We start from the raw sequence: 25958 nt of genomic DNA, 5'->3' as shown, positions 1-25958 counted from the left end.
AGTCGACGGTCTGGTGATTGAATCGGCGGGAGGGAGAACCGCCTTCAGGGAATGATCGACATCTCGCGCCGTCTGTCAGGACGGTCGACAAAGAACATAGTTGTGAAAGTTCTCTTCCTCAATACCTGATGGCATGAAAATTTGCTGCTTTGATTCGACGGGGCCGGCCCGGCCGTTCGCGATTCGCCATCTGAGGATTTTGTGCCCCCGGCTCACCGGTGCGTGAGAAGAACCTGCGGGCCGTCCGCGTCGCCCTGGTCGTACGGCAGGACCGAAAGGCGTTCGACGCGGGGCCCGGGACGGTGCCGGCAGGACCGAGAAGCGTTCGACGCGGGGCCGGGGCGGTGCCGGCACGCCCGCGGGGGTATCCCATCCGCGTCGGCGCCGCGCGGGGCGGCCCCGGTGGCCGCCGGCCCGGCAGGGCGGCGGGTCACCGGGACCGCGTTTCACGGTTCGGGCACGGCGAGCTGCCCGGGAACGATCAGTGACGCTTGACGGCCACCACGTTGTACGGGGTCGTCGGGGTGGGGGTCGTGGTGAAGCGGGCGTTGGGGAGGTAGAGGCGGTCGCGGTAGGAGGCGACGGTGGTGGGAACGTCGAATCGGTCGTCCACGAGTTTGCGGACCACCTTCCCGGAGGTGGCGTCGCGGTTCAGCTGGACGGAGGTCACGGTGTTCAGGCGGTTCTGCACGACGAGGAGGACCCGGCCCTCCAGCAGCAGGCCGTCACCGTTGACCAGCGACTCGGTGCCGATGTCCACCAGGGTGGCGACGCCCGTCGAGGGGTTGACGCGGAACAGCTTGCCGGTGTTGGACTGGACGACGAGCAGGGCCTTGCGGTCGGGGGTCAGGGCGATGCCGTTGGCGTTGTTGCCGGTGGTGTAGACGATGTCCCCGCTCAGCGGCACCTTCACCGCCTCCTTCGGCAGTGCGCCCCCGCGCCCGAACGGCAGCTTGTACAGCACGGGATTGGCCGAGTCGGTGAAGTACGCCGCGTCGTGGGTGAGCACGACGTCGTTGACGAACGCGGTGCCGGTGGCGAGCTGGTAGCTCGCGAGCACCTTGCCGCTCCGGGTGTCGATCACGCGGGCGTTGCCGCCGGTGCCGCCGGCGACGAACAGCCGGTCGCGCGAGTCGACCTTGAGGCCGAGCGACGGGGTTCCCGGTCCCGAATTGATGATCTTTCCTTGGCCCGTGCGCAGGCTGACCCGATAGATCGCGCCGGTTCCGCGCGAGCCGAAGTACGCGGACGGGCCCGGTCCGATGGCGATCCCCTCCGGCTGGAACCCGTCCGGGAGGGAGAACTGGGTGGGATAGGCCGGCTTGCTCACAGAGGTAGAAGTAGAGGTCGCGGACACGTCGGCCCTGTATCCGGTCTCGGCCGCCGCGACGGCCGGGGCTCCCACGAGTACGGCTGAGAGCCCCGCTACGAGAACTGCCACCTTCATTGATGAACACCCCATCTGTCACAAATACGGTGATCTACCGAAATGCCCGTACGGGCAATGGATCTAACGTTTGGAGATCGGCCGTTGTCACCGGCTTGCCGACGTTTCTTTCAATGCGGTGGTCCACTTACCGCCAGACGCCGACGATGACGGTGATGACCAGGAGTTTCACCAGCCAGTCACCGGCGTGGACGGCGGCGGATCGCCAGGGGACGCCTTCCCAGATGACCGAGCCCACCAGGAGCACGAGGGGGAACCCGATCCAGGCGACCGCGCCGAGCAGCAGAGCCTCTGTCCACGTGGTGACGCCCTGGCCTGCGGCGAGGCCCGCGAGCACGGTCGCGACGACGAGGCTCCGGACCAGTTCCAGGAGGATCTTCCAAGGCTGCGGTCGCGAGCCGGTCGTCGCGTCGCCCGGCGGTTCGGACCGCTGACCGCCGAACACGGCGTACCACACCATGCTGATCACGAACGATGCGACGGTGGCCGCGGCGAGGGCGGCATAGTTGAATTCCACGAGGCTCTCCTGAGGTTGTTCTGAGCGAATCGGGGATGGGCTCGTACGGCGGGGATGGGCTCGTACGGCGTCGCCGGACGAGGGCACGCCGGTGCGCGGGTGCCGTCCCGAGGGGAACGGGTTCGAAAGAAAAGGCCGCTGTCAGGCTTCGAGCAGCGTCTTCAGCGCCGCGAGGCGTTCACGCCAGAACGCCTTCATCTGCGCGGCGGTCTCGGCGTCGGGAAGCTTTTCGTGCAGCAGGGCCACCTGCGCCTTCGCGTCGCCCTTGACGGTGAAGCCGACGACGATCCGCGTCGAGCCGTCCTGCCAGTCGGCCCGGAAGGACCTGCCCTCGGTGGCCGTACGGACCCTCAGCTCGCCGGGTAGCCACTGCTCCCGCAGCCCGGTGTCGGCGAACGCCCCGTAGACCCGGTCGACGGGCACGGCGATGGTCTTGCTGCCGCTCGCGTAGTAGTGACCGCCGCTGTCCTGCCCCGGGGCGCGCATCCCGCGCTCCTGCTCGTACGCGACCGTGATGTTCTGCGCCGACCAGTTGTCGATCCGGTACTCGCCCGTGAGCCGGCGCGCGATCTGGGTGTGCGTCCGCTCGGTCGCGCCCCAGGCGTCGAGCAGCGCGAACCATTCGTCCCAGCCTCGGCCGGTGCGCTCGCGAATGGTCGCCTCGGAGACCTTGCTCCTCCTGATCGGCTCGGCGGCCGGCGGGACGGCCGGTGGGACGGCCGGTGGCCGGTCGGAGCTCTCCAGGAGCCTGCGCCGAGCGGTGGTGTAACTCTCGCCCGTCTTGCCCATGCGGGCGCGTACGCGGGATTTGAACGTCTTCCGGCTCGTCATGACATGCTTCCCCATCGCGGCACGGCCGCAGGACCCACGCTCCCGCCGACCCCGCCGGAAAGGTCACGTGCACGACGGCGTCCCGAGAACTCGAGGTCCCCTTTTCCTCCGCGACGCCGATGGCGTGAGCACCGGTAAGGAGGTGAGGCGCAGGACGGCGCCGACCCGGACGATACACACGCCTACCGCCCGAGGCAAGGGGGTGGAATCAGCCCCGAGGTTTCCGTCGAAGCCGGTGCGGTTCGCATCTCCCGCCGCGCCGGTTCACGCGTCAAGGCCATCCGGCACACTGACTCGCATGACAACCGCCCCCCAGGTCCTGACAACCCCTGTTCTGGCCGCGAGACGTTATCGTTTCTCGGCCTCCCTCATCGACGGTCTTATCTTTTCCATAGTGCTCTCACCGGTCTACTCGCTGTTCTACGACGACCTGGAGATGGCCGATGAGTCGATTTCCGTCAGCTATCTCAACCCGTACGCGGGAAATCCCTACTGGCCGGTCGACGTTGCGATATCCGGCCTCTTCGCCGTCTACTTCTGGCTGCAGCACGCTTTTTGGGGCCAGACGCCCGGCAAGCGGCTGTACCGGTTGAAGGTGGTCTCCCGCACAACCGGAGAATCGCCTGACCTCCGCCAGGCGGGAGTCCGTGCCCTTGTCTACCCGGCCGTGATGCTGGTGCCGTATGCGGGGGTGCTGATCAACCTGGTCGACACGCTGTGCATATTCTTCGGCTGGAAACGCCGATGCCTGCACGACGTGATCGCCGACACCGTGGTGATCGACCTCAGTGACCCCGGCAGGAGAGGAATCGGGTTCCTGTTCGGCCTGGGCGTCGTCCTCGTCCTCACCACCGTCTTCCTGCTCGTCTACGTGATGCCGGGGTGATGTGCCCACCGTGCCGGGTGGCGACGCGGCCCGCGGCAGGGGAGACCGGTCTTCTCCTGCCCGCGCCGTCGCTCTCGTGGCGGCCGCTCAATCGTGGAGGGTCGTGACCGCCGGACCCTTTCCGGCACGTGCTCGGGGGCGGGCGAGGGAGAGGGCGGCGAAACTCAGTCCGGCGAGTGCCTCGAAGCCGGCGGCGGTCAGCAGCGCGCCGGGAAGCGACCAGGTGGCGATCGGCCCGGCGACGGCCGCGCCGAGGGCGAAGCCGGTGATCTTCAAGCTGGCGCCCGTGGTGAAGATCTGACTACGCAGGCGTTCCGGCGCTTCCCGGTGCCGTACGGCGAACAAGGCGGTGAGCTGGGGTCCCTCACCGGCACCGGCGACGAGGACGGCGGCCACGAGCAGGGCCGGCAGCCCGGTGGCGGCGAGGAGAAAAGCGACGGCCTGGAGTACGGTGCCGCACCAGATGACCGTGTCCGGAGCGATCGAGTGCGGATACCGCGAAAGCACCGCGTTGGCCACGAACGCCGAGACGGCGACACCGGAGAGAAGAATCGCGCCGTGACCGGCGCCGCCCAGCGTCCGCTCTCCCAGCAGCGGACCGCAGGTGATCAGCATGCCCTGGCCCACGCACGAGATCACCGAGGTCAGAGTCGCGCGGGCGAGAGACCGGGTGCGGGCGATGAACCGGAATCCGGCGCCCAGGTCGGCGATGACCGACGCGGCTGCCGGGACCCGCGCCCGATCGCGGCGGGTGGGCAACCTCCACGCCGAGGGCAGAGCGAGTCCGATCAGCACGATGGACACCACCACGCCGACCGGTGCTCCGAACAGTCCCGCGACGCCCCCGGCGAGTGCCGGACCCAGCAGACCCGCGAGATTGAACGTCATCGCGTCCAGGGCGTTCGCACGAGGCAGTCTCTCCGGGGACACGACCCGCGGCAGCTGTGACGTCCAACCGCCGGACAGGGCGGGTCCGAGCAGTCCCGTGAACACGGCGATCGAGACCGTGGCGGCCATCGGGAGGTGTCCAAGACTCAGGACGACCACGGCCAGACCCGCTCCGTACAGGGCGAGCGCCCCGGCCAGCAGGCGGCCCGGCCTGGCGGTCCTGTCGAGCAGGACCCCGAACACGGGGCCGCCGATCGCCGCGGAGATCGTGATGCCCGCCAGCAGCGACGAGGCCGAGGACGCGGACCCGGTGATCGCGAGCCCCGCCAGCAGCAACGCCGGCCCGGACATCTCATCTCCCGTTCGGGCCGCAGCCGCTCCGGTGAGGTACTGCCACATCGCGTAACGCTTGATCACCGGCTTGACGTTACTTGAGTAACTCAAAACTCAGCAATATGCGTTACATTCCCCGTATGCTTCCAGCCCATGACGACTGGTCCACCCGGCACTCCGTGCTGACCGTCGCCCGGCGGACCGCGGCCCTCGTCAACGCCCTGAGCGTCGAGCGGCCCGAAGCCGGCACGATCGCCGAGGTGCTGCGCCAGTACGGTGAGGACGACCTCGTCGAGCTCTCCGCGGACGACGTCGCGGAGATGCGCGCCGCGGCCCTCCTGCTGAGAGAGGTCTTCGCCGCCGACCACGTCGACCTCGCCGCCGCCGCCCTGAACCGGCTCCTGCTCGGCAACACCGTCGCGCTCCGCCTCACCTCGCACGGCGGTGGCACGCCGTGGCACCCTCACCTCGACAGCGACGACGACGCCCCCTTGGGTGAGTGGTTCCTCGCCTCGTCCTGCATGGTGCTGACCGTTCTCGTCTGGGACCGGCAGCGCCCGCCCGGCGGGCTCTGCGCGTCACCCGGTTGCCAGAACGTTTTTGTCACCCAGGGCAGCGGTCCGGCGCGCCGTTACTGCTCGCGGCGCTGCGCGACGCGCGAGCGCGTCGCGGCTCACCGGCGCTCCTCGCGGTCGTGAGAAGCACGAGACCGGCTTGTTTTTGTCTGTGACGGTGAACCCGGTCATCCGAGTCGATCCCCGTCCGCGCCGTCCGCGTCGTCTGCGCCGTGCGCGTTCGCCGGGCCGGTCGTGGTGGTGGTCAGGAGAGCGCGGGCCGGCCCGCCGGCTCGGAGGGAGTCGCGTCCCGGACGGCGTCGTCAGGGGCGGGCTGCCGTAGCACGATGAGCGCGACGGCGAAGGCGGCCACGAGCAGGGCGGCGGCGACGCCGAAGGCCAGGTGGTAGCCGCCGGTCAGCGCGGTCGCCTCGTCGTTTCCTGCGGACAGCAGGCGCGCGGTGCGTGAGGCGGCCAGCGTGGACAGCACCGCGACGCCGATGGCCATGCCGATCTGCTGGGTGGTGTTGAACAGCCCGGAGGCCAGGCCGGCGTCGTCGGCTCTCGCGCCGGACATGCCGAGTGAGGTCAGCGCCGGGAGAACCAGTCCGCCGCCCGCGATGAGCAGCATCACCGGGAGCAGGTCGGTGACGTAGTTCGCGTTCACCGGGACGCGGGTGAGCCAGCCCATCGCCCCGAGCAGGAGCACCAGGCCCGCCAGCAGGACGGCGCGTTCGCCGAAGCGGGTGTTGAGCCGGGCGGAGACGAACAGCGACACACCGCCGATGGCCACCGCGGCGGGAAGCATCGCCAGGCCGGTGTCGAGCGCGCCGTAGCCGAGGACCTTCTGCATGTAGAGCGCGACGATGATCTGGAAGGCGAACATGGCCGACAGCGTCAGCATCTGAACCAGGTTGGCGCCCGAGACGTTGCGGGAGCGGAGGATCCGCAGGGGCATCAGCGGCGTCGCGGCGGTCGCCTGGCGGGCGACGAACGCGCCCAGCAGGGCGAGTGACAGCGCGCCGAGGCCGAGGGTGTGCGCCGCCAGCCAGCCGTACTGCTCGATCTTGACCACGGTGTAGATGCCCAGCATCAGGCCGCCGGTGACCAGCACGGCGCCGACGGTGTCGGCCCCGGCGGCGAGTCCGGCCCCGCGCTCGCCCGGCAGGACCCTGATCGCCAAGGCGATCGTGGCCAGCCCGATGGGCAGGTTGATGAAGAAGATCCAGTGCCAGCTGAGCGCGTCGGTGAGGACGCCGCCCAGGACCTGGCCGATCGAGGCTCCTGCGGCGCCGGTGAAGCTGAAGACGCCGATGGCCTTCGCGCGTTCCCCGGGCTCGGTGAACAACGTCACCAGGATGCCCAGCACGACCGCGGAGGCCATGGCGCTGCCCACCCCCTGCAGGAAGCGGGCGGTGATCAGCATGCCGGGGCCGGTGGCCACCCCGGCCAGCAACGACGCGGCGGTGAAGACCGCGTTGCCCGCCAGGAACATGGTCTTGCGGCCGAGGAGGTCGCCCAGCCGGCCGGCCAGCAGAAGCAGCCCGCCGAAGGCGATGAGGTAGGCGTTGACGGTCCAGCTGAGCCCGGCGGGCGTGAAGCCCAGGTCCCGCTGGATGGCCGGCATCGCGACGGTCACGATGCTGCCGTCCAGGATCGTCATCAGCATCGCGGCGGACAGCACGGTGAGCGCCGGCCCGCGCGACCGGGACATGCCGGTGCGGGGCGGTTGAGGGAGAGCCGCAGGGTGCGACATGGCCGTCTCCTGTTCGGAAGGGAACGCGTTCAAGGGGAACAGGAGTGACCGTAGCAGATAGTTCCGTTGCAGACTATCCCTTTCAGATCTACTTGGCGCACCGCCGTACCGGCGTGCCCGGCGTCGGGTGACACCCTCGCCCGCACGACGTAGGTGGGCGCGCCGCTCGCGGAGAGCGCGCCGCTGGGGGATGATCTCGATATGCAGGAGTACGCGGAGCGCCCCCCGGCCGTGGTTCTGATCACAGGGATCTCCGGGGCGGGGAAGTCCACGGTCGCCCAGGAACTCGCCGAGCGGTTGCCGCGCTCGGTGCACGTCCGCGGGGACCTGTTCCGCCGCATGATCGTGAACGGCAGGGCGGAGATGACGCCCGATCCGCGTCAGGAGGCCCTCCGGCAGCTCCACCTTCGTTACCTGCTGGCGGCGTCGACGGCCGACGCCTACCGCGAGGCCGGGTTCACCGCGGTGGTGCAGGACATCGTCATCGGTCCTGAGCTCGGCCGGTTCGTCTCGCTCGTGCGCAGCAGGCCCCTGATCGTTGTCGTTCTCGCCCCGGACGCCCGGACGGTCGCCAGGCGCGATCTCGAGCGCCCGAAGGACGGCTATCGGGAATGGACCGTCGAACAGCTCGATCAGGGCCTGCGCGAAGGCACGCCGCGCATCGGGTTGTGGCTCGACACCTCCGGCCAGACCTCGGCCCAGACCGTGGAGGAGATCCTCGACCGGGCATGGGACGAAGGCGCCGTCGACTGAGCTCGGCGTCCGTCCGCGGAGAGCGCTCCGGCGGGTGGGTGCTATTTCGTGATGGGTGTTATTTCGTGCGCTGCCGTGCCCGCCGGATCGCCTGCGGCGCCTCGGCGGGGGTGGCCAGATGTCCCGTCGCCAGGCGGTTCATGGCCCGGACCAGGACCTCGCTCTCGTCCTCGGGCAGGGCGGCCAGGGCCGCCCTGTGCACGCTGTCGGCGATCTCCTGGCTCCGTCTCGCCATCTCCGCGCCCTTCTCGGTGACCGCGATGATCCGGGCCCGCCGGTCCGTGCTGGACGGGCGGCGCTCGGCCAGCCCCGCCTTCTCCAGGGCGTCGACCGTGACCACCATCGTGGTCTTGTCCATGTCGCCGATCTCGGCGAGCTGGATCTGCGTGCGCTCCTCCTCCAGGGCGTGAACCAGCACGCAGTGCATCCGCGCCGTCAGCCCGATCTCGGCGAGCGCCGCCGCCATCCGGGTCCTCAGGACGTGACTGGTGTGGTCCAGCAGGAACGACAGGTCCGGCTCGGTACGGGCGGGTGCCATGGCGGTCATGTCCCCCAGCATATCGACTGGTCCCATTGTGGATTATCTGCAAGCAGCGACATCGCCGGACGGCCTCGCACGCTCTCCGTCCCCAGACTGTGGACGGCCGTCAGGGTGAGGCGGGCGACCTTCAGGGGACGAGCGGGCGGACCTTGTCGGCCACGAACCGCACGAAGCCCTCAGGATCCGGTTCGTCGGCCGTGGGCTGGAGGACCACGGTGTCGGCTCCGGCGTCCGCCAGTCGCTGGACGGCCTCCGCGATCGTGTCCGCGTCTCCGGCGGCTCCGACGTCCGCTGTCGAGGCGTCGCCCCAGCGTTCGAGTTCGGCCGCCAGGCGCACGGCCCCGTCCGCTCCGATCGCCGCGTGGAGGTAGGCGGTCACCCGGTGGTGGTCGGTGCGTCCGCTCGCCGCCCGTCCTTCGTCGATGAGCCGGCGGGCCCGCCGCACCTCGTCGGGCGGCGTGCCGGCGACGAGGATGGTTCCGTCCGCGGCTTCGCCGCTCAGCCGCAACGAGCGCGGTCCGACCGCCCCGGCGAACACCGCGGGCGCCGCCGCCGGAGGCCAGTCGAGGGCGACGTCGTCGAGTTTCACGTAACGGCCGTCCGTGGTGACCCGCTCGCCCCGCAGCAGTGCCCGCAGTGCGATGAGGTGCTCGCGCAGCAGCGTCATCGGGGATTCCGCCTGCGCGCCGACCTGTGCCATCCATTTCTGGACGCCGTGGCCGACGCCCAGGAGGACCCGGTCGGGAAACAGCCGGTGCAGAGTGGCGGCCTCCATCGCGGTCAGCGCGACGTTCCGCAGGGGCACCGGCAGCAGGCCGACTCCCACGTGCAGCCGCTCCGTCCAGGCCAGGGCCGCGGACGCGCTGGCGATGCCGCTCTCCAGGAAGCAGTCCTCCCAGAGCCACAGTTCTTCCAGGCCCGCGTCGTCCGCCGCACGGGCCACGTCGCGCAGCCGCTCGGGAGGTAGTTGGGGCCGGAACACGGCGCCGAGAGTCGTCATGCGACCATTTCTACCGGCCCGTTCTCGGACAAACAATAACTTTTGGGCACGGAAAGCCGTGAATGTCACCGCCTTCCCGTCAGGAATGAGAGGGATCGTCCGGCCGGCCCAGGGGAAAGGCGCCGTGCTCCGGATCTTCGCCGCCGGCCTCGTTGAACGCCCTCATGGCCGTGACGAGTGCCTGCCGCTGATCCGCCGGCATCCGGGCGAGGATCGCGGTGATCTCCGCTCGACGACGAGCGATCACCTCGTCGACGATGCGACGCCCTTCGCCGGTGAGCCGGAGCAGCGTCTCCCGGCGATCACTCGGATTCGCCTCCCTGCACACCAGGCCCACCGCGGAGAGACGGTCGGCCATGCGCATGGCCGTCGAGGGGTTCACGCCGAGCCGTTCCGCCAGGGTGACCAGCTTGGTCTCCCCCTGTCCGACCACCAGCAGCATCCCGAACTGGGGCAGGGTGATCCTGCCTTCGGTGGAGGCGAGCGATCGCGCGGAGACGGCCACCAGCACCCGCGAGGCGGTCAGCACGGCGGAGGTGACCGCGTCGAGATCGCCTCCGACGAGTTCCTGATCCACATGATCTGCCATGGGAACCGTTTCTACAGGGTCGGCTCCGCGAACCTGTGCGATCGCTCCGCGAACACGTGCGTGTCGGCGACTGTCCGTCGCATCCGCTGACATCGTCACCGGGACGGCCGGCCGTACGGCGCGTGCCGGGGCACCGGGCCCCGTGGCGCCGGCGACGCGAACCGCCGCGGTCCCGGCGGGACCCGCGCGTGACCGCGGTCCGGCGTAGGCCGCGGTGTGACGGCCTACGCCGGTGGACCGGTCAGCGCCGGCGCAACGACATCATGCCGATTCCGATGCCTGCCAGGCCGCACAAGATGATCACGAATCCTACGACGGGGTTGTTGACGGCCACCGAGGTGGTCGCCCCGTGCCCGGGGAGCACCCAGGGGGCGATGATCGTCCAGAGTCCGATGAACGGTATGACCCAGGTGACGCCATGCGTACGGCTGTAGGCAGACGCGAACCCGACGGCCAGCAGCGCCACGGCGATTCCCGTGATCAGATTGTTGACGGTCAGCGTCGTACGTCCGTCGAAGCCGACGACCCATGGTGAGATGGCCAGGTACAGGCCACCCAGGAAGGTCAGGCCGCTGACGACCTGGGCGAACGGCATCTCGGCCGCGAGATCGTATCGGGCGCGCAGTGCGGTGATGTCAGGATGTTGGTCCATGTCGAGCAGTGAACGCTCGGCCATGTCAGTCACCACCTTTCTCGTGTGGAGATCGGATCGATATTCCCCTTCCCGCCCCTCCTCGCGCCGATTCATTGCACAGGGCAATAATTTCCTAAAGTCAATAGTTGGCCGTTACACGAAGGTCCGCGCGTCACCTTCACCGCCCGGACGGGATCACGATCCGGCTGGGCGGCACGAGCGAGCCGGCGCCGAAGCGCAAAGGGCGGCTCCACGACGGGTGGCCGCCCCACCCGCCCGGCCTCACCGGCCACCGCGGGGTCCTTCGGGCGGTACGGCACACCGCGAGGGCCCCGCGGCGCCCCGCGAGATGATCGCCTGACGTGATTCGATGATCAGAGGGGATCCCCCATCGGGGCGGGCGTCTTCGTCGCCTTCGCCGCGGCCCTCGCGTCCATCCCCGTGCCGGTGACGACGCGGTTCGCCGCGCCGCCGGAGAGTCGGGGAAACGGGGCGTCTCAGAACCCACCGCGGGTGCGGATCGCTCCCAGGTCTTCCTTGATCTTGAAGATGACGATCAGCAGTTCCATCCATACGCGCGTCAGGAGGAGGGCGAAGAACCAGGCGATCGGAGCGAGGATGAGCGTGAGGATGCCGGCCCCCGTGCTCACGAAGAAGCCGGCGGCCATAAAGTAGATCGCCCAGAGCCCCTGAAGCACCACGCTGATGATAAAGATGACCTTGATGATGCTCGTCGTCACATACTGGTCGAAGCTGAGATCGAAAAGACGGGCGAAGAATCCCTTCTCCGCGGGCCCGGGCTGCGGGTACGCCTGCTGCTGGTAGGTGGGCTGGGAGGGCTGCTGCCCGTAGTGCCCGTAGCCCTGCTGTGGATCCTGCTGCTGGTAGGGGTTGGCGCCGTACTGCGGGGCCTGCTGGTAGGGGTTGGCACCGTACTGCGGATCTTGGTTGTGGTAGGGGTTGGTCATCTTTCCGTCCTCGATCGGGGGGTCGTGATCCCTGATACCTTGCCAGAAAATCGGCAGGGACAAGAGGGGCGTTATCCGGAGAGGTCCCACTTCCTTCAAGATCGCTTGAGGCCCCCACGCGTGCGCAGGGAAAAGTCCCCCTTGGTTATTATTTCTTAACTTACGTTTCACTGTGCAATCTGATATCGCATTTAATGCGGAAAGCCAGGGGGATTCGGGCCCTCACATCCGTTCGACTTCGAGCACGAGCTTGCCGGTGGTGCGGCCCGACTCGATGCGGCGGTGCGCCTCCGCGGCCTGCTCCAGCCGCAGCGACTCGACCCGCAGCCCCAGTTCCCCGCTCGCGGCCGCGGCCACCGCCCGGCGCAGCGCCCGACCCGCCTCCACGGGGAAGGCGGCGGAGAACGCGGCCAGGGTGAACCCGCAGACCGTCTTGTTGGTGAACCACAGCTCGTCGGCCGAGATCCCGACGTCCTCGGCGCCGGAGGCGTTGCCCATCACCACCATCCGGCCCATCGGCGCGAGCAGGTCCAGGCTGCTCCGTCGCGCCGGACCGCCGACCATGTCCACCACGACGTCGAATCGACCGGCGTCGGCCACCTGCTCGCGCAGGACGACCTCGTCGTAGCCGAACGCCTTGGCTGTCTCGATCTTGGCGGGGCTGCCCACGGTGCCCACCACGCGGCCCGCGCCCAGCGACCGGGCGGCCTGGCCGAGCTGGCTGCCCACGCCTCCGGCGGCGGCGTGCACGAGCACGCTTTCCCCCGGTTCGATGCGGGCCACCCGGTCGAGCACGAGAAACGCGGTGGTGCTGTTGGACGGCAGCGCCGCCGCGACGCCCAGCCCCAGGTCGTGGCCGTCCAGCGGGGCCACCAGGTCGGCGGAGGTGGTCACCACCTCGGCGTAGCCGCCGCTGTCGACGATCGTCAGCGCGGCGACCGGCTGGCCCACCCGCAGTCCCTCGACGCCGGGGCCGAGAGCGCGGACGCGGCCGGACACCTCGATGCCCGGCACGAACGGCAGGGGCACGTCCACCACGCCCCGCCGGTAGAGGATCTCGGCGAAGTTGGCGCCCGCGTAGCCCACGTCGATGGAGACCTGCCCCGGCCCAGGCACGGGGATCTCGACCTCGTCCAGACGGAGGACGTCGGCGCTGCCGAATTCGGGAATCGTGATTGCCTTCATGCCGTCCATCGTGCTGGGACGGCTTTCACCGAGGCAGTGCCGGCTCATCCCGGGTGTGCCACCAGGCTGCGCACCTTCTCCTCGGTGTCGGTGTCGGGATGCGGCGTGTGCAGCACCACGTTGAGATCCGCGCGATCCGGCAGCCGGAGCAGGGAGTAGTCGAAGGTGAGATCCCCGGCCTCGGGGTGGGTGATCGCCTTGATCCCCTGGGAGCGGGAACGCACATCCGACCGCGCCCACAGCTCGGCGAACTCCGGACTGGCCGTACACAGCTCCTCGGCGATCCGCCCGAAGAGCGGATCGTCTTGATAGCGGACCGAACTGGCGCGGAAGTCGGCCACCATGTCCCGGGCGAACTCGTGCCGTTCGGTGAACCGGCCGCGGTAGGTCGGGTGGGTGAAAAACGCCACCATGCAGTTCCGGACGTCGTCGTCGAATCCGAACACCCGCCTGGCCGCGTCGTTCATCGCCACCAAGTTGTAGTGCCGGTCCAGCACGTGCGCCGGGTTGGGCATCCACGCGTCCAGCACCGCGCGGAGCTGCTCGCTCACCGGCGCGCCCGGCCGGCCTGCGGGATCCGGCGGATTCAGTCCGGCGAGCACATACAGGTGGGTGCGTTCCGCCTCGTCGAGCTTCAGCGCGCGGGCGATCGCGTCCAGCACGGCGTCGGAGACCTTGATGTCGCGCCCCTGCTCCAACCAGGTGTACCAGGACACCCCGACCCCGGCGATCACGGCCACCTCCTCCCGGCGCAGCCCGGGAGTACGGCGGCGTCCTCCGTCGGGCATCCCGACGTCGGCGGGCCGCAGGGCCTCCCTCTTGGCGCGCAGGAACACCTTGAGCTGGTCACGGTGGCATTGACTGGCTGGCACAAAAACACCATAAGCGACTATTGGCCTCAAAGTTCTCCCGGCTCCGGTTCGCGGCCGGTGCGTTCACAGGCGCTGAGGCTCTTGCGAGGAGGAGGAACGCCGAACGGCGAGCGAGTACGCCTCACGAAGACCGTGCGTGAGCATCCGGGTCCCGTATCGTGCCGCCACCTCCGAGGCCTGCTCTCCCCATTTGGCTCGCCATTCCGCGTTCTCCATGCTCCGGATCGCCTCGACGTAATCCGTCACCGTCTCGCCGTGCACATAGGCGTCCTGGAGCCAGTTCTGATAACAGTCCAGATCGCTGAGGATCAGGGGAAGATCGGCGGTGGCCGCCTCCAGGGTGGCCAGTCCGAATGTCTCGTGTTTGGACGGGAGAAAGAAAACGTCGGAGGCCGCGTAGTATTCGAACACCTTGTCCCGAGGGAGCAGCCCGGTGAACCTCACGTTTTCCGGTGCGGTCTCACATAGACGTACGAGCTCGTTCCGCCTGTCCGACAGCACGCCGAACGGCATCCCGCCCACCCAGACGAACCGCAGGTGCGGCAGCATTCCGGCACACGCGACGAACTCCTCCACGCCCTTGCGCGCCTGTATCTGGCCAACGCCGAGTATGACCAGTTCGTCATCCCAGCCGAACCTCTGGCGCAGGCTCTTCCTTTGACGTGAGAGCAGGTGGATCCGTCGTTCGTCGATGGCGTTGACCGTGAGGAGAATCCGGCTCCGGACGCCGATCTCCTCAAGCTCCGCCGTCGTCGCCTGGCTGACCGACAGGACGAGGTCCGCCAGGTTGTAGACGACCTTCATGTACCACCGGGCGAAACCGGGAAACAGGTCGGCGCCTCTGATGTTCCCGATGAGTGACGCCGGTGTGACGTGGGCGGTGATCAGTCGTGGGCCGCGGTGGGCCAGCATTCGAAGCACCGCCACGGGGCCCATCGTGTGCACGTGAAGAATGACAGATCTTCCATAAGCCCGGAGACCTTTGACCTGCTCCACGTCAGGCATTTCGTCAACCGCCCGAAGGCACTCTTCATAGGCGCTGTGCACGCCGTGGCCACGTATGGTGAAAGTGGTCTCCGACACCACGTGCACTCGTAAGGGCGATGGCTCACTTGATGTGAGCCTGCGCCGAGAACGAAACATTCATCGAGCGTAGCAAAAGCAGCGGCAATTCTTTTGCCGGTGGTCAAGGGTTATTCATCTATTCACCGCGCGATACGGCCGCGCTTCCGAGTTCGAGCGGGAGCGGCGGAGCGCGGGGGCGCTCTTCACGGGGAGAAGCTCCTCGGCTGAGAAGGACCGCCGGTCTGACGACCGGGGTGCGGGGGCGATCTCCGATGGAGATCGCCCCCGCGACAGGTCCTAGTAAAGGGCGTTCATGGCGGTTCGCACCTCGTCGAGAGTGCTCTCGGCGACGGCGTTGGCGCGTCCGATGCCCTCGCGCAGGATGTGGCGGAGATAGGTGCGCTCCTGGGCGTACCGGGCGCGGCGTGCCCGCATCGGAGCCAGGTATTCGTTGACGGCCTCGGTGACGGTTCTTTTCAGGGCGGCGGCCCCTCCCGCACCGATGTCCTCGGCGACCCGGTGGGGGTCGCGGTTCAGGCAGAGCGCGGCCAGGAGGACGAGGCTGGAGACCTCGGCCCGGGTGACCGGGTCGTAGGTGATGTGCCGGTCGGCGTCGGTCTTGGCGCCCCGGATCAGCTTGGCGGTCTCATCGGCGCTCGAGGCCAGGGAAATGGCGTTGCCGCGGCTCTTGCTCATCTTGGTGCCGTCGGTGCCCAGCAGCAGCGGCGCGGCCGACAGCAGGGCGTCGGGCTCGGGGAACACCGCCGCGCCGCTGCCGTAACGGTCGTTGAAACGGCGGGCGACGGTACGGGTGACCTCCAGGTGGGGCAGCTGGTCCTGGCCGACCGGGACGAGGTTGGCCTTGCAGAACAGGATGTCGGCCGCCTGATGGGCGGGGTAGGTGAACATGAGACCGCTGACGGACGACTGCCGGGAGTTGGCGATCTCGTCCTTGACGGTGGGGTTGCGGCTCAGCTCCGCGGTCGAGACCAGGCTGAGGAAGGGCAGCAGCAACTGGTTGAGAGCGGGGACCGCGCTGTGAGCGAAGATCGTGGTCCGGTCGGGGTCGATGCCGACGGCCAGGTAGTCCAGAACCAGACCCTCGACGTACTCGGTGAGGTGATCGGCGACGTCCCGGTCGGTGAGGACCTGGTAGTCGGCGATGACCAGGAACATCTCCACGCCGAGGTTCTGCAGGCGGACCCGGTTGTGAAGGGTGCCGAAATAGTGGCCCAGGTGCAGCCGGCCTGTGGGACGGTCTCCGGTGAGCACGCGGAACCGCCCGGGATCCCGGCGGATCGCCTCCTCCAGCGAGGCACTGCGGCGCTGGGCGGCGGACACCCCCGGTACGTCGGGGGGAGAGGAGAGGACGGGCTGTTCAACGCCGAGGACGGTGCTCATGAGGTTCTCCTGAGTGCTGGGTGATCCGCCGTCCTGACAGCGGCCCCTTCATTCAGGGAGAGAACACAAAAGGGCCGTCCGTTTCGAACGGCCCGGGGTCATGCGCGAGAGGTGGCCGCTCCTATGAGGAGCGCCACCAGCTCAGACATGACAAACGATGCATGGGCCCATCCTAACCCGCCGGGCAGAGGCGGTTGCAGCCGCTACGGGCTAGATCATCCGGTCCCGGATCGTTCGATCCGGCTGGTGATCGAAAGGAGAAGGGGAGACCACTCGTCTCCGATGGGTTCGTGGCGCGGCGGATCGCCCACGTAGTGCTCGGAGAGCAGTCCCAGGGCGCTGAGGCGGTCGATCACCGCGATCTTGACCCGCGGGCGCGGCACGGACTCGGGCAGCCGGAAAGCGATCACGTCGAGCGAGCCGATCTCCGGGTGGCGGGCTCTCACCCGGCCGACGTCGGGGTCCGGGTCGTGAAGATGGAGCCAGGTTCTGACCTCCGGGGGAAGACCGGTGGTACCGACGTAGATCACCTGGCCTTCGAGCGTCCAGACGTAGACCCAGGACCCGGAGTCGGCGAGGTCTCCGTCACGGATGCGCAGTTCCACCAGATCACGTTCCACAGGAGGATCCTGCCGTACCGCCTCCGGCCGCCTCGTGATCGCCGAGGCGTGGTGATCAAGACGTTATGGACCCGCCGGCCGGAGTCCGGGTCGATCCGTTTTTCTCACGGTGATGCCGTCGTCGCCTGTGCCAGCGGCAGCCGTACGAGCACCTGGAAGCCCGGTCCGTCCGGGCGGGGTCCGGCGGTGGTGGAGCCGCCGAAGGCGGCGGCGCGCTCGCGGATGCCGATCAGGCCGTTTCCGCCGGCGGGAAAGGGGGATCCTGAGCCGTGGCCGTCATCGATGACGCTGATCATGAGGGTGTCGTCCTGCCAGAGGAGCCGGATGTCGGCGCGGGTGGCGCCCGCGTGCTTGACGACGTTGGTGAGGGCTTCCTGGGTCATCCGGTAGGCGGCGACCTCGGCGTCGGGGAGCAGCGGCCTGGGCTCACCCGAGACGGAGTAGGTCACGTCGAGCCCGGTTCCGGAGACCCCGTCGGCCAGCTTGGCCAGGTCGACGATGGTCGGTTGCGGCGAGCGCGGCCCCGGGTCATCCTTGAGCGCGCCCAGCATGCGGCGGAGCTGGACCATGGCGTCGCGCCCGGCCGAGGCGATCGCGTCGAAGGCGGCTTCGGCGCGGGCCGGGTCGCTTCTGACCACGACGGGACCGGCCTCGGCCTGTACCACCATGAGGCTGACCGCGTGGGCGAGGATGTCGTGCATGTCGCGGGCGATCCGGGCTCGCTCGCGCTCGGCGGCCCGTTCGGCCTCGATCCGGCGCTCGTACTCCAGCCGGGAGGCTCGCTCCTCCAGGGCGGTGGCGTACGCGCGGGCGGCGGCGGCGGCGCGGCCGATCGCGTACGCGGCGATGAACTGCACGATGCCGCGCAGCGCGGTCTCCGAGGAGCCGACCAGGAGCAGGCCACCGCCGCACGAGAAGACGAGCATGGCCACGCGGGGCCGGCGCGAGGAGTGGGCGGCGACCGTGTAGAGCGCGATGAGCCCGCCGTACCAGATCGGCTGCGAGGGGAGGTTGTCCGCGAGGTCGTAGAGGGCGCCCACGACGAGGGTGACCATCAGCACGACCACGGGTGCCCGTCGTCGCCATACCAGCGGTACGGCGGTCGCGATCACGACCACGTATCCCCACCAGTGCCACGGCCCGGCGCCGGGGGTGTGGCGGGAGAGGAACGGCCCCAGCTGCGCGACCATCACGAGTACGGCGAGCGCCGTGTCCACCCACAGAGGGGGAAGGGCCTTCAATCGGGCGCGAAGGGGGGCGAAAAACGGCAGATCGGACACGAGATCCAATCCTGCATCCTTTTCCCGGCCTTCCGGAACGGTGAGTGAGGGGAACGCGAAACGGCAGGCCACCTGGCCTGCCGGTCGGCGCCCCGTCACACGAGGGAGGGTGCGGGAGCGGAGCCGGGCTTGGCGGTACGGGAGACCTGACCGGCGAGGGGGACGAAGGAGATGAGCAGGAAGAGGGCCCCGAGCGGCATGAGGTCCTTGTTGGCGAACGGCAGGACGCAGTCGAGCAGGACCAGGACGGGCGTCCAGGCCTTGACCCGGCGCTGGACGGCGAGCTGGGCGACGATCGCGGTCTGAGCGGCGAAGAAGAGGAGCGGACCACCCTGGTAGATCAGGATGGGGACGCCGGGAACGGCCTGGACCTGATCGAAGAGGACGCTCATCGCGGCGTGGTCGGCGGACATGAAGCCGACCACCAGGTCGATGCCGAACTGCACGAAGAGGGTGAGGATGCCGAAGACGCCGAGCCCGGTGGTCACGGTGGAGAGGACGTTCCCGCCGGCCATCCGGCGCATCTGCAGGAAGGTGGAGACGAACAGGATCAGGGCCGCCATGAAGGCGAGGTGGCCGGAGGTCCAGGCGAGGCCGGGGCCTCGGCTGCCGTCGAGTCCGTCGAGGATTCGGATCACCCCGTAGGCCATGACGAGCAGGGGGGCTGCGATGAATGCGATGCGGGGGTTCATTCGGGAGGCTCCTCGGTGGCGCTTGCTTGTGCCTCAAGCCTGGATTCATCCGGCCCGGAAGTAATCGCCGAGGAGAGCGATCTCGGTAGTCCCCCTCACGAGGGAGTGCGTCTCCCTCGCACCGGTGAGGCCGCGGTCGGCGCGGGTCGGTACGGAGGTCTTCCGCCTCTGGCCCCGCGAAGGCCGTCTTCACCACAGATCCCACGGGGTGCGTCATGGGGGCGATCTTGAATCAGGTGTTTCCACCCGTCACACTTATTTCCCGCCCTGTCCTGCCATGTATCGATTTCTGTTCTGCTCAGGCGTGGATCGCTCGGTGAGGCGGTCGACGAGCCGTAGGCAGTCTGCCGGCTCGATTTGGGGAAACGTGCGGAAATGCCCGTCCAAGCGGGTGATTCTGAGAAGCGACAGGACCACGGGTGGTGCCGCGGCGAGCAGGAGTTCCGCGCCGGACAGCTGAGCCTGACGCTTGATCATGATGAGTGCGCTCAGGCCCTGGGCGTCGATGAAGGTGATCCCGCTGAGGTCGAGGACGACCATGTCGACGCGAGTGCTGAGGATGGGGTTCAGGTAGCAGAGAAATTCTGGCTTGGTGGCTATGTCGAGTTCGCCGGAGACCGAGACCAGCACGCAACCGGTCATGCTCTCAGTCGTGAACTGCAGGGTGTCCACTGTCACCTCCTCGCCGGTGTCGCATGCAGGTGTGCGAAGGCGACGGAACGACATCGAGGTGTCAGTCACGATCATTCAATCGCATCGATGCCGCAGGGCTTTGGGTGACCCTGAAACTCGCCATGTTCATGCGCTTCGGACGGTACAAATCATAGCGTTCAGTGATGAAAGGTATTAGCGATCGACTGTAAATGTAATTTTTCGCATTCATCGTGAAAGCAAAACGTCCGCGGGCGAGGCGCGGACGAGATCGGCGGCGAAATCCCACGTCGTCGGTAATCACTTACCGGTGATCACATTGTCGGGGCCGCGGCCGCATCCGGGACGTCGCGTTTCTCCGAGGCGGGCCCGCATGAAGACTCTTGTCCGGAGGAGTCAGTATTTCTCCCAGGATATGCGCCACTCTGGCGAGGTGGTGTCATCGGTGAGCAAAGAGCGTGGGCAGCGGATCCGAACGACCGTCGACGACCGGACCCCGGTCGAGGACATGTAAGTCCGTCCAGTGTGCGCGCCGACCCTCGGGAACTCCCTGCGAACCGCCTGGGAAATCCCTGGGAATGTGGCGCTCATGACGTCGCGACACCGCTGTCCTCGGCGACCGCCGAGGGGCGGACCGCCGACGTTCGTCGATGGCCGCCGAGGGGCGGACCGCCGACGTTCCTCGGTGACCGCCGAGGGATGGATCGCGGACGTTCCTCGGTGACCGCCGAGGGACGGACCGCGCGTCGGCGACCGGTCGCGGGCACGCGGATTTCGCCGCGTCACGGCCTTCCGCTCCGCGCTGCGGCGATGAGAGCTCGGCCGATGATTCACGTGAAACCTTCGAGGTGGTCGGGCGGACCTTCGCGATGCAGGGCGGATGGTGGTACCGGGGGGAGTACGCGGCCGGCACGCCGTCCGTCAGTGGCCGGCCGTCCCCGGCTCCCGGAGAAAGTCCAGCAGGGCCGCGTTGAACTCGTCCGGGCGCTCCAGCGGCGGCAGGTGCCCGGTCCGCGGGAACTCGACCCCGCGAGCCCCCTTGATGCCCTCCACCAGGAGGTTCGACAGCGCGAGGATCTCGGGCACGTCGGCCAGTCCGGTGACCACCAGCGTGGGGAGCTCGACCTCGTGGAGCCGGGTGATCGCCGGTGGCCGCGCCGTACGCGAGGGGGTCTGCGGCCTGGACCAGGCCCGCTGGTTCAAGCGCCGGTCCATCGCGAGCGCCAGCCGCCACACCTCGGGGTCGAGATCCTCACGGGTACGGCTCGGCCCGGCGACCAGGAACTCCGTCTCGGCCTCGGAGTAGGCGTCTAACTCCGCGGCGTCGATGCCGTCGGCCTCCCCGGTCCTGTACCGTCGCAGCCGGTCGAGGCCGAGCACGTCGTGCACGCGCTCCCGGTAGAGCGAGGTCATCGACGACGGCCAGTCGTGCCCGGAGACCCCGGGGGCGACCAACGTGAGCGAGGTGATCCTTCCGGGCGAGGTGAGCGCGGCATCCAGACTGATCTTGCCGCCGTCGGAGCTGCCCACCAACGCCGCCCGATCGATCTCCAGCGCGTCCATCAGCGCCGTCAGATCCTCGTGGTGCGCGAAGTCGCCGGTCGCGTCGGCGGATTCGCCGTATCCACGCCAGTCGTATCGGATCACCCGGAAGTCCGCCGCCAGGGCCTGGAACTGGTGCTCCCACATCCGCCGGTCCGCGCATCCGGCGTGCACGAGCACCACCGCGGGACCGTCTCCCGCCTCGTCGTAGGCGAGATCCACATCGTTGACCCGCATCGTCGGCATGCGATCAATTGTGGATCATTCGGAGCCGCCCCGCGAAGGACGCGGCTCGATCAGGGGGCGAGGTCGCCAGGGGGGACCTGCTCGGCCGCGATGTCGAAACGGCGGGGTTCTCCTTGACGGGACGGCTCGGCAAGGTCGAATGACGTCTTTCCCAAGGTCATGACCTGGGACGTCTCTTCCCGCTCCGCCATCGCCTGAAGTCTCTCCAGGTCGGCGATGGACACCAGGGCGACGGCGGGCTTGCCGTGGCGGCTCAGCACGATCCTCTCGCCGCCGTACGCCACCCGCCCCATCAACTCGGCCAACTGGCCGCGCGCCACCGTGAAGGGCACTGTCTCCACGCTCATAGCTGCACAGTACTGCAGTTCTGTACGCCTCTTAATTGTACAAAATTTAAATTCTGTACATAATGACCAAGCGATCTTCCCGTTCGACGGGGTGATCCCGCCTGTTCGAGCGTGGCGACATCTACGGAGGGCCAGTGAGCGGCACGGATCAGATCGACGAGAGAGCGTCCGGGGCGACCTCGGAACCGTTACGACGCAACCGGGACTTCGTCCTGCTGTGGAGCGCCAACGTCGGCTCCGTCCTGGGGGCGAACATCTCTTCCCTCGCCTATCCCCTCATCGCCCTGGACCTGACGGGGTCGGCCGTACAGGCGGGGCTGATCGGGTCCGCGACCCTGATCACGCACATCGTGTTCAGGCTGCCCGCCGGAGCTCTGGTGGACAGGTGGAACCGGCGCCGGACCATGCTCGCCTGTGACCTGTTGCGCGCCGGGCTGCTCCTCGCCGTCGTCGCCGGCCTGCTTTCGGGACGGCTCACCTTCTGGATGTTGCTGGGCGCGGCGGTGATCAGCGGCACCTGCGCGGTCTTCTTCCACCCGGCCCAGATGTCCGCGCTGCGACGCATCGTGCCGACCGGCCGCCTACCGCAGGCCTTCGCGCTGAACGAGGCGCGTGATCAGGTCGCGACGATCGCCGGGCCTCCCCTGGGCGGTCTGCTCTACGGCCTCGGACAGGCGGTTCCGTTCGCGGGGCAGCTTCTGGCCTACCTCTGTTCCTTCCTCGCCATACTGGCGATCCGGACTCCGATGGACGTCCAGGAGCGGGAGGAGGAGCGCGGAAGCCTGCTCCAGGACATCGTCGAGGGCCTTCGATGGACCTGGGCCCAGCGGCTGCTGCGAGTGATGCTCCTGGCCGCGGCAGGAGTCAACCTCGTGTTCTCCGCCCTCACCTTCGGGGTGATCGTCATCGTCGAACAGGGGGGAGCCACCTCTGCCGAGGTGGGCCTGATGCTGGGCGTCTCCGGCGTGGGCGGCCTGCTGGGCGCGTTGACCGCCCCCCGTCTTCTGCGCTTCAGCCCGGTGGTCGTCATCCTCGGGGTGTTCTGGGTCAGTGCGGCGCTGGTCCCTCTCATGGCGATCAGTCCCACGATCGCCGTCATCGCTCCGGCACTGGCCGCCATGCTCTTCCTGATGCCGGCGGCGAACGTCATCCTCGGTTCCTACCAGGTCGCCGTCACACCCGACCGTCTCCAGGGGCGGGTGATCAGCAGCCTCGCGCTCATCGGAAGCCTGGCCGGCCCCGTGGGCCCCGTGGCAGCGGGGTCGATCATCGAGCGGTGGGGTCCGGCGGCGGCCCTGTCGGCGATCGGAGTCGTCATGCTGATCGTGGCCGCGGGCACCACCGCGAGTCGCACCATCAGGCACATGCCCTCCCTGGCCGACGCGGCGCGCGCGACCGGGGAGACACCGGACGACGCCGGCCGAGGTGAGATCCGGGACGTGCCGCCGGGCTGAACCGGTGTCGTCGTCGTTCCGGGCCCGATCGGCTTTGCCGAGGTCGGTGGTGGCCCAACCGGCGAGGGGGCGAACAGCGGGGCGAGACCGCGGCCGAGCCCGCCGATCTCGTACTCGGCCCGAGGGGAACCTCGGGGTGGTGGATGCGCGTGCTCATGCCGTCGCGTTCGAGGCGAGGCGGAGGCGGGAACCGTCCTCTCATTGACGTGCGGCCCGTACCCATCGATGGGTACGGGCCGCACGTCAATGAATCAGGACATCTTCTTGGAGATCTGGTCCGCCTTCGAGTCGGTCTTGCCTCCGAACTCGTTGACCTTCGACGCGGCGTCCTGCGTCGCACCGGAGGCCTTGTCGGCCGTCGCATCCGTCTTCTGTCCCACCCACTGCGATGCGTCGGACGCACTGTCCTTCATCGTGTCCGCCCACTGATCGGCGTTCTTGCGGTACATCGCATAGCCGACGGCTCCGACCGCAAGCCCCATGAACAGCAGGAGCATCGGCCCTCTGCTGCGGGACTTCGCGACGGGAGCGGGGTCGATTCTGGCGGCTGCCTGGGACATCATCGCGCTGATCTTCGGCGCGATCTCCTCCGCGATGGAATGGGCGGCAGCGTCGATTTTAGGTGCTGCCCATCCTCGTGCGACGACGATCTTCTCATTGGCGGTGTCACGGGCCTGGGTGGCCATTGGGCCGACCCGATCCGCGGTTCGGACGGCCTGAGCCTTTACCTGGCTCAGCCGCGTTTCCGGAATCACGATCTTCATGTTGCGTTTTCCGAATAGTACTAGAGGCACGACAACCTCCCCAGATCTGTTGGGGCCCCGTCGCCACCCCTTCCCGCTCGAAGGCGGCTCAATCATGACGAGCCGTGGGAGGATGCTTGGTGGATCGGCTACGGCCGTAATAGTCAGAAGATCACAGAAGCACCGCTATACACAGGCTTTGCCTGGCTGACCTGAAGGGGGCAGTCCGATCGTGGCTGAGAAGTTGATTGCGAATCTGAAGACCAACCGCGGCACCGTGAAGGTCCAGCTATTCCCGGACCACGCGCCCAAGACCGTGCGTAACTTCGTCGAACTGGCCGAAGGCACCCGCGAGTGGGTGCACCCGGAGACCGGGGAGAAGACCACCGACAAGCTCTACGACGGCACGGTCTTCCACCGGGTCATCGACGGCTTCATGATCCAGGGTGGCGACCCGCTGGGCCAGGGTGTCGGCGGCCCCGGTTACAAGTTCGACGACGAGATCCACCCCGACCTCTACTTCAACCGTCCGTACCTGCTGGCCATGGCCAACGCCGGCATCCAGTTCGGCCGCGGCACCAACGGCTCGCAGTTCTTCGTGACGGTGGTGCCCACGCCGCACCTCAACGGCAAGCACACCATCTTCGGTGAGGTGGTCGAAGGACAGGACGTCGTCGACGCCATCGGCAAGACCGACACCGACGACCGCGACCGTCCCAAGGAGCCCGTGGTCCTGGAGTCGGTCACGATCGAGCGCGTCCAGAGCTGATCATTCGCCCGGCGGCCTCCCCAGGGAGGTCGCCGTTCGCGTGTGCGGGTACTCGGGATCATGAATAGGCTGGCAGTCTGTGGATAACACCACCCTCGAAGGGCCAGCCACACGTCATGACCAGTCAGCCACCCCGCGAGCCTGACACTGCGGCCATTCCCACCTGCTACCGGCACCCCGGGCGCGAAACCTACGTGCGCTGCCAGCGCTGTAACCGTCCCATCTGTCCTGACTGCATGCGCGAGGCCTCGGTGGGCTTCCAGTGCCCCGAGTGCGTCGCCGAGGGCAACAGGACGATGCGCCAGGCGCAGGCGACCTTCGGCGGCCGGGCGGTCACCGTCCCCCGCGTCACCTGGACGCTGATCGTCATCAACGTCCTGGCCTACCTCGCGGAGACCGTGAGCACCAACTGGGTGATCAACAACTTCGCGATGAGCGCCTACAACGTCGCCTACGACGGCGAGTGGTGGCGTCTGATCACCGGTGCCTTCCTGCACCAGCCGCTGAGCGGCGGCTCCTTCGCCCTGACCCACATCCTGTTCAACATGTGGGCGCTCTACGCCATCGGCCCGGAGCTGGAACGGCGCCTCGGCCACGCACGGTTCCTGGCCCTCTACATGCTCTCCGCGCTCGGCGGGTCCGTCGCGATCTACCTGTTCGGGTCCGTCGCGGTGGGCGCCTCAGGTGCGATCTTCGGCATGTTCGGCGCGCTGTTCGTGCTCGCCAAGAAGCTCGGCTTCGACGTCCGCGGCGTGCTCTGGCTGATCGGCATCAACGCGGTGCTCACCGTCGTGGTCCCCAACATCAGCTGGCAGGGTCACCTCGGCGGCCTGATCGCCGGTGGTCTGGTCGCCGTGATCCTCGCCTTCGCCCCGCCCAAGAGCCGCAACGCCGTCCAGTGGGGCGGCTGCGTGGCGCTCGGCGTGGTGCTGGTCGCGATGGTCGTGCTGCTGCCGCCGTTCGCCGTCCAGGCTCAGCTCACCGGCCTCTTCGGCTGATCCACACCCTGGCGTCCCCAGGGTGTGGATAAACACTGTGGAAAAAACTAACGCCAGCGGGTGGACAACACCACACCGAAGATGATGAAAACGAACCCGATCAACAGGTTCCAGTTCTGGAGGGTGCCAAGGAGGGGTGCGCTGGGTGCCACGTAATAGGTGGCGATCCACAGGATCCCGATGATCCAGGAGGTCACCATGACCGGCGCCAACCAGCGCGGGCTCATCTTGACCTGCTGCGACGTCTGCGGCGGAGTGTAAACCGCCTTCTTGCGGGTGTTGGGCTTGGGCACTGGGTTTCTTCTCCTGCGTCAACCCTGCGCGATCCGGATCATGCGCAGGCCATGTTGGCTAGCGTAATCGCTGGTGAGCGATGACCTGATTAAGAATAGTCGG

Annotated in this window: 28 protein-coding genes; 6 read left to right on the top strand and 22 right to left on the bottom strand. The window is 68.2% G+C overall.

The features are described from left to right. Positions 1 to 481 precede the first annotated feature (481 nt). The 3 genes from J2853_RS34595 to J2853_RS34585 form a co-directional block, all read right to left on the bottom strand. On the bottom strand, positions 482 to 1447 hold the full coding sequence (locus J2853_RS34595) for an NHL repeat-containing protein (RefSeq protein ID WP_307564904.1): 966 nt from the start codon (positions 1445 to 1447) through the stop codon (positions 482 to 484). A 127-nt stretch (positions 1448 to 1574) separates the two neighbouring features. Further along, entirely contained in the window at positions 1575 to 1964 is a 390-nt protein-coding gene (locus J2853_RS34590; protein ID WP_307564903.1) for a DUF1761 domain-containing protein, read from the bottom strand. A gap of 141 nt (positions 1965 to 2105) precedes the next feature. After that, positions 2106 to 2795, bottom strand: coding sequence for a hypothetical protein (locus tag J2853_RS34585; protein WP_307564902.1), 690 nt, complete (start codon positions 2793 to 2795; stop codon positions 2106 to 2108). On the opposite strand from J2853_RS34585, the gene J2853_RS34580 reads away from it, so the two are divergent. Further along, a complete protein-coding gene (locus tag J2853_RS34580; protein ID WP_307564901.1) occupies positions 2752 to 3681 on the top strand; it encodes an RDD family protein in 930 nt (309 codons plus the stop codon). The two genes, J2853_RS34585 and J2853_RS34580, sit on opposite strands and share 44 nt — an antisense overlap. Before the next feature lie 87 nt (positions 3682 to 3768). On the opposite strand, the gene J2853_RS34575 is transcribed toward J2853_RS34580, so the two are convergent. Next, complete coding sequence (locus J2853_RS34575; protein ID WP_307564900.1) at positions 3769 to 4986, bottom strand: MFS transporter; 1218 nt, start codon at positions 4984 to 4986, stop codon at positions 3769 to 3771. 56 nt (positions 4987 to 5042) lie between these two features. Between J2853_RS34575 and J2853_RS34570 the strand changes: the two genes are divergently transcribed. Next, positions 5043 to 5600, top strand: a complete 558-nt coding sequence (locus J2853_RS34570) for a CGNR zinc finger domain-containing protein (protein ID WP_307564899.1) — start codon at positions 5043 to 5045, stop codon at positions 5598 to 5600. A 121-nt stretch (positions 5601 to 5721) separates the two neighbouring features. On the opposite strand, the gene J2853_RS34565 is transcribed toward J2853_RS34570, so the two are convergent. Continuing rightward, on the bottom strand, positions 5722 to 7212 hold the full coding sequence (locus J2853_RS34565) for an MFS transporter (RefSeq protein ID WP_307564898.1): 1491 nt from the start codon (positions 7210 to 7212) through the stop codon (positions 5722 to 5724). Positions 7213 to 7413: 201 nt separating this feature from the next. On the opposite strand from J2853_RS34565, the gene J2853_RS34560 reads away from it, so the two are divergent. After that, a complete protein-coding gene (locus J2853_RS34560; RefSeq protein ID WP_307564897.1) occupies positions 7414 to 7965 on the top strand; it encodes an AAA family ATPase in 552 nt (183 codons plus the stop codon). A gap of 58 nt (positions 7966 to 8023) precedes the next feature. Here J2853_RS34560 and J2853_RS34555 read toward each other — a convergent pair whose 3' ends face one another. The 15 genes from J2853_RS34555 to J2853_RS34485 form a co-directional block, all read right to left on the bottom strand. Beyond that, positions 8024 to 8512 carry a MarR family winged helix-turn-helix transcriptional regulator gene (locus J2853_RS34555; RefSeq protein ID WP_307564896.1) on the bottom strand — a complete coding sequence of 163 codons (489 nt, stop codon included), beginning with the start codon at positions 8510 to 8512 and terminating at the stop codon, positions 8024 to 8026. A gap of 121 nt (positions 8513 to 8633) precedes the next feature. Then, entirely contained in the window at positions 8634 to 9506 is an 873-nt protein-coding gene (locus J2853_RS34550; RefSeq protein WP_307564895.1) for an LLM class flavin-dependent oxidoreductase, read from the bottom strand. Between the two features lie 79 nt (positions 9507 to 9585). After that, the gene (locus tag J2853_RS34545; RefSeq protein WP_307564894.1) at positions 9586 to 10095 is read right to left on the bottom strand and encodes a MarR family winged helix-turn-helix transcriptional regulator; all 510 of its coding nucleotides are present in this window, start codon (positions 10093 to 10095) and stop codon (positions 9586 to 9588) included. Between the two features lie 241 nt (positions 10096 to 10336). Further along, positions 10337 to 10771, bottom strand: coding sequence for an SPW repeat protein (locus J2853_RS34540; protein ID WP_307564893.1), 435 nt, complete (start codon positions 10769 to 10771; stop codon positions 10337 to 10339). Between the two features lie 455 nt (positions 10772 to 11226). Next, positions 11227 to 11697, bottom strand: a complete 471-nt coding sequence (locus J2853_RS34535) for a DUF4282 domain-containing protein (RefSeq protein ID WP_307564892.1) — start codon at positions 11695 to 11697, stop codon at positions 11227 to 11229. Positions 11698 to 11919: 222 nt separating this feature from the next. Then, a complete protein-coding gene (locus tag J2853_RS34530; protein ID WP_307564890.1) occupies positions 11920 to 12882 on the bottom strand; it encodes a quinone oxidoreductase family protein in 963 nt (320 codons plus the stop codon). Between the two features lie 44 nt (positions 12883 to 12926). Beyond that, the gene (locus J2853_RS34525; protein ID WP_307564889.1) at positions 12927 to 13754 is read right to left on the bottom strand and encodes a helix-turn-helix transcriptional regulator; all 828 of its coding nucleotides are present in this window, start codon (positions 13752 to 13754) and stop codon (positions 12927 to 12929) included. 63 nt (positions 13755 to 13817) lie between these two features. Next, positions 13818 to 14759 carry a glycosyltransferase gene (locus tag J2853_RS34520; protein ID WP_307564888.1) on the bottom strand — a complete coding sequence of 314 codons (942 nt, stop codon included), beginning with the start codon at positions 14757 to 14759 and terminating at the stop codon, positions 13818 to 13820. 357 nt (positions 14760 to 15116) lie between these two features. Next, on the bottom strand, positions 15117 to 16220 hold the full coding sequence (trpS, locus tag J2853_RS34515) for a tryptophan--tRNA ligase (RefSeq protein WP_307564887.1): 1104 nt from the start codon (positions 16218 to 16220) through the stop codon (positions 15117 to 15119). 215 nt (positions 16221 to 16435) lie between these two features. After that, positions 16436 to 16840 carry a hypothetical protein gene (locus tag J2853_RS34510; RefSeq protein WP_307564886.1) on the bottom strand — a complete coding sequence of 135 codons (405 nt, stop codon included), beginning with the start codon at positions 16838 to 16840 and terminating at the stop codon, positions 16436 to 16438. 104 nt (positions 16841 to 16944) lie between these two features. Next, a complete protein-coding gene (locus J2853_RS34505) occupies positions 16945 to 18120 on the bottom strand; it encodes a sensor histidine kinase (protein WP_307568924.1) in 1176 nt (391 codons plus the stop codon). Positions 18121 to 18215: 95 nt separating this feature from the next. Beyond that, positions 18216 to 18812 (bottom strand): hypothetical protein, encoded by a 597-nt coding sequence (locus tag J2853_RS34500; RefSeq protein ID WP_307564885.1) that lies wholly within the window; start codon positions 18810 to 18812, stop codon positions 18216 to 18218. A gap of 255 nt (positions 18813 to 19067) precedes the next feature. Continuing rightward, positions 19068 to 19484, bottom strand: a complete 417-nt coding sequence (locus J2853_RS34495) for an STAS domain-containing protein (RefSeq protein ID WP_307564884.1) — start codon at positions 19482 to 19484, stop codon at positions 19068 to 19070. Between the two features lie 900 nt (positions 19485 to 20384). After that, the gene (locus J2853_RS34490; RefSeq protein WP_307564883.1) at positions 20385 to 21251 is read right to left on the bottom strand and encodes an alpha/beta fold hydrolase; all 867 of its coding nucleotides are present in this window, start codon (positions 21249 to 21251) and stop codon (positions 20385 to 20387) included. Positions 21252 to 21301: 50 nt separating this feature from the next. Then, positions 21302 to 21598 carry a type II toxin-antitoxin system Phd/YefM family antitoxin gene (locus J2853_RS34485; RefSeq protein WP_307564882.1) on the bottom strand — a complete coding sequence of 99 codons (297 nt, stop codon included), beginning with the start codon at positions 21596 to 21598 and terminating at the stop codon, positions 21302 to 21304. Positions 21599 to 21732: 134 nt separating this feature from the next. On the opposite strand from J2853_RS34485, the gene J2853_RS34480 reads away from it, so the two are divergent. Beyond that, complete coding sequence (locus J2853_RS34480) at positions 21733 to 23052, top strand: MFS transporter (protein WP_307564881.1); 1320 nt, start codon at positions 21733 to 21735, stop codon at positions 23050 to 23052. A 251-nt stretch (positions 23053 to 23303) separates the two neighbouring features. Here J2853_RS34480 and J2853_RS34475 read toward each other — a convergent pair whose 3' ends face one another. Beyond that, a complete protein-coding gene (locus tag J2853_RS34475; RefSeq protein WP_307564880.1) occupies positions 23304 to 23816 on the bottom strand; it encodes a hypothetical protein in 513 nt (170 codons plus the stop codon). 211 nt (positions 23817 to 24027) lie between these two features. Here J2853_RS34475 and J2853_RS34470 point away from each other — a divergent pair, with 211 nt between their 5' ends. Together J2853_RS34470 and J2853_RS34465 are read left to right on the top strand one after the other, a co-directional pair. Beyond that, positions 24028 to 24564 (top strand): peptidylprolyl isomerase, encoded by a 537-nt coding sequence (locus tag J2853_RS34470; RefSeq protein WP_307564879.1) that lies wholly within the window; start codon positions 24028 to 24030, stop codon positions 24562 to 24564. A 236-nt stretch (positions 24565 to 24800) separates the two neighbouring features. After that, complete coding sequence (locus J2853_RS34465; RefSeq protein ID WP_307564878.1) at positions 24801 to 25562, top strand: rhomboid family intramembrane serine protease; 762 nt, start codon at positions 24801 to 24803, stop codon at positions 25560 to 25562. A 47-nt stretch (positions 25563 to 25609) separates the two neighbouring features. Here the strand turns inward: J2853_RS34465 and J2853_RS34460 are convergent, their stop codons facing one another. Beyond that, positions 25610 to 25855 (bottom strand): cell division protein CrgA, encoded by a 246-nt coding sequence (locus tag J2853_RS34460; RefSeq protein ID WP_307564877.1) that lies wholly within the window; start codon positions 25853 to 25855, stop codon positions 25610 to 25612. Between the last annotated feature and the right edge of the window lie 103 nt (positions 25856 to 25958).

The organism is Streptosporangium lutulentum (assembly GCF_030811455.1).
In the GTDB taxonomy this organism is placed as follows: domain Bacteria; phylum Actinomycetota; class Actinomycetes; order Streptosporangiales; family Streptosporangiaceae; genus Streptosporangium; species Streptosporangium lutulentum.
Note: the sequence above shows the minus strand (reverse complement) of the source record. Positions and strands in the feature narration are given on the sequence as shown.

Excerpts from the sequence above, each read along its gene's own strand:
- J2853_RS34565 (WP_307564898.1), bottom strand. The coding sequence starts at position 7,212 with ATGTCGCACCCTGCGGCTCTCCCTCAACCGCCCCGCACCGGCATGTCC.
- J2853_RS34520 (WP_307564888.1), bottom strand. The coding sequence starts at position 14,759 with ATGCCTGACGTGGAGCAGGTCAAAGGTCTCCGGGCTTATGGAAGATCT.
- J2853_RS34545 (WP_307564894.1), bottom strand. The coding sequence starts at position 10,095 with ATGGCAGATCATGTGGATCAGGAACTCGTCGGAGGCGATCTCGACGCG.
- J2853_RS34585 (WP_307564902.1), bottom strand. The coding sequence starts at position 2,795 with ATGACGAGCCGGAAGACGTTCAAATCCCGCGTACGCGCCCGCATGGGC.
- J2853_RS34580 (WP_307564901.1), top strand. The coding sequence starts at position 2,752 with ATGCGGGCGCGTACGCGGGATTTGAACGTCTTCCGGCTCGTCATGACA.
- J2853_RS34540 (WP_307564893.1), bottom strand. The coding sequence starts at position 10,771 with ATGGCCGAGCGTTCACTGCTCGACATGGACCAACATCCTGACATCACC.
- J2853_RS34485 (WP_307564882.1), bottom strand. The coding sequence starts at position 21,598 with ATGAGCGTGGAGACAGTGCCCTTCACGGTGGCGCGCGGCCAGTTGGCC.
- J2853_RS34500 (WP_307564885.1), bottom strand. The coding sequence starts at position 18,812 with ATGAACCCCCGCATCGCATTCATCGCAGCCCCCCTGCTCGTCATGGCC.
- J2853_RS34550 (WP_307564895.1), bottom strand. The coding sequence starts at position 9,506 with ATGACGACTCTCGGCGCCGTGTTCCGGCCCCAACTACCTCCCGAGCGG.
- J2853_RS34560 (WP_307564897.1), top strand. The coding sequence starts at position 7,414 with ATGCAGGAGTACGCGGAGCGCCCCCCGGCCGTGGTTCTGATCACAGGG.
- J2853_RS34595 (WP_307564904.1), bottom strand. The coding sequence starts at position 1,447 with ATGAAGGTGGCAGTTCTCGTAGCGGGGCTCTCAGCCGTACTCGTGGGA.
- J2853_RS34490 (WP_307564883.1), bottom strand. The coding sequence starts at position 21,251 with ATGCCGACGATGCGGGTCAACGATGTGGATCTCGCCTACGACGAGGCG.
- J2853_RS34570 (WP_307564899.1), top strand. The coding sequence starts at position 5,043 with ATGCTTCCAGCCCATGACGACTGGTCCACCCGGCACTCCGTGCTGACC.
- J2853_RS34465 (WP_307564878.1), top strand. The coding sequence starts at position 24,801 with ATGCGCGAGGCCTCGGTGGGCTTCCAGTGCCCCGAGTGCGTCGCCGAG.
- J2853_RS34475 (WP_307564880.1), bottom strand. The coding sequence starts at position 23,816 with ATGAAGATCGTGATTCCGGAAACGCGGCTGAGCCAGGTAAAGGCTCAG.
- J2853_RS34555 (WP_307564896.1), bottom strand. The coding sequence starts at position 8,512 with ATGACCGCCATGGCACCCGCCCGTACCGAGCCGGACCTGTCGTTCCTG.
- J2853_RS34535 (WP_307564892.1), bottom strand. The coding sequence starts at position 11,697 with ATGACCAACCCCTACCACAACCAAGATCCGCAGTACGGTGCCAACCCC.
- J2853_RS34530 (WP_307564890.1), bottom strand. The coding sequence starts at position 12,882 with ATGAAGGCAATCACGATTCCCGAATTCGGCAGCGCCGACGTCCTCCGT.
- trpS (WP_307564887.1), bottom strand. The coding sequence starts at position 16,220 with ATGAGCACCGTCCTCGGCGTTGAACAGCCCGTCCTCTCCTCTCCCCCC.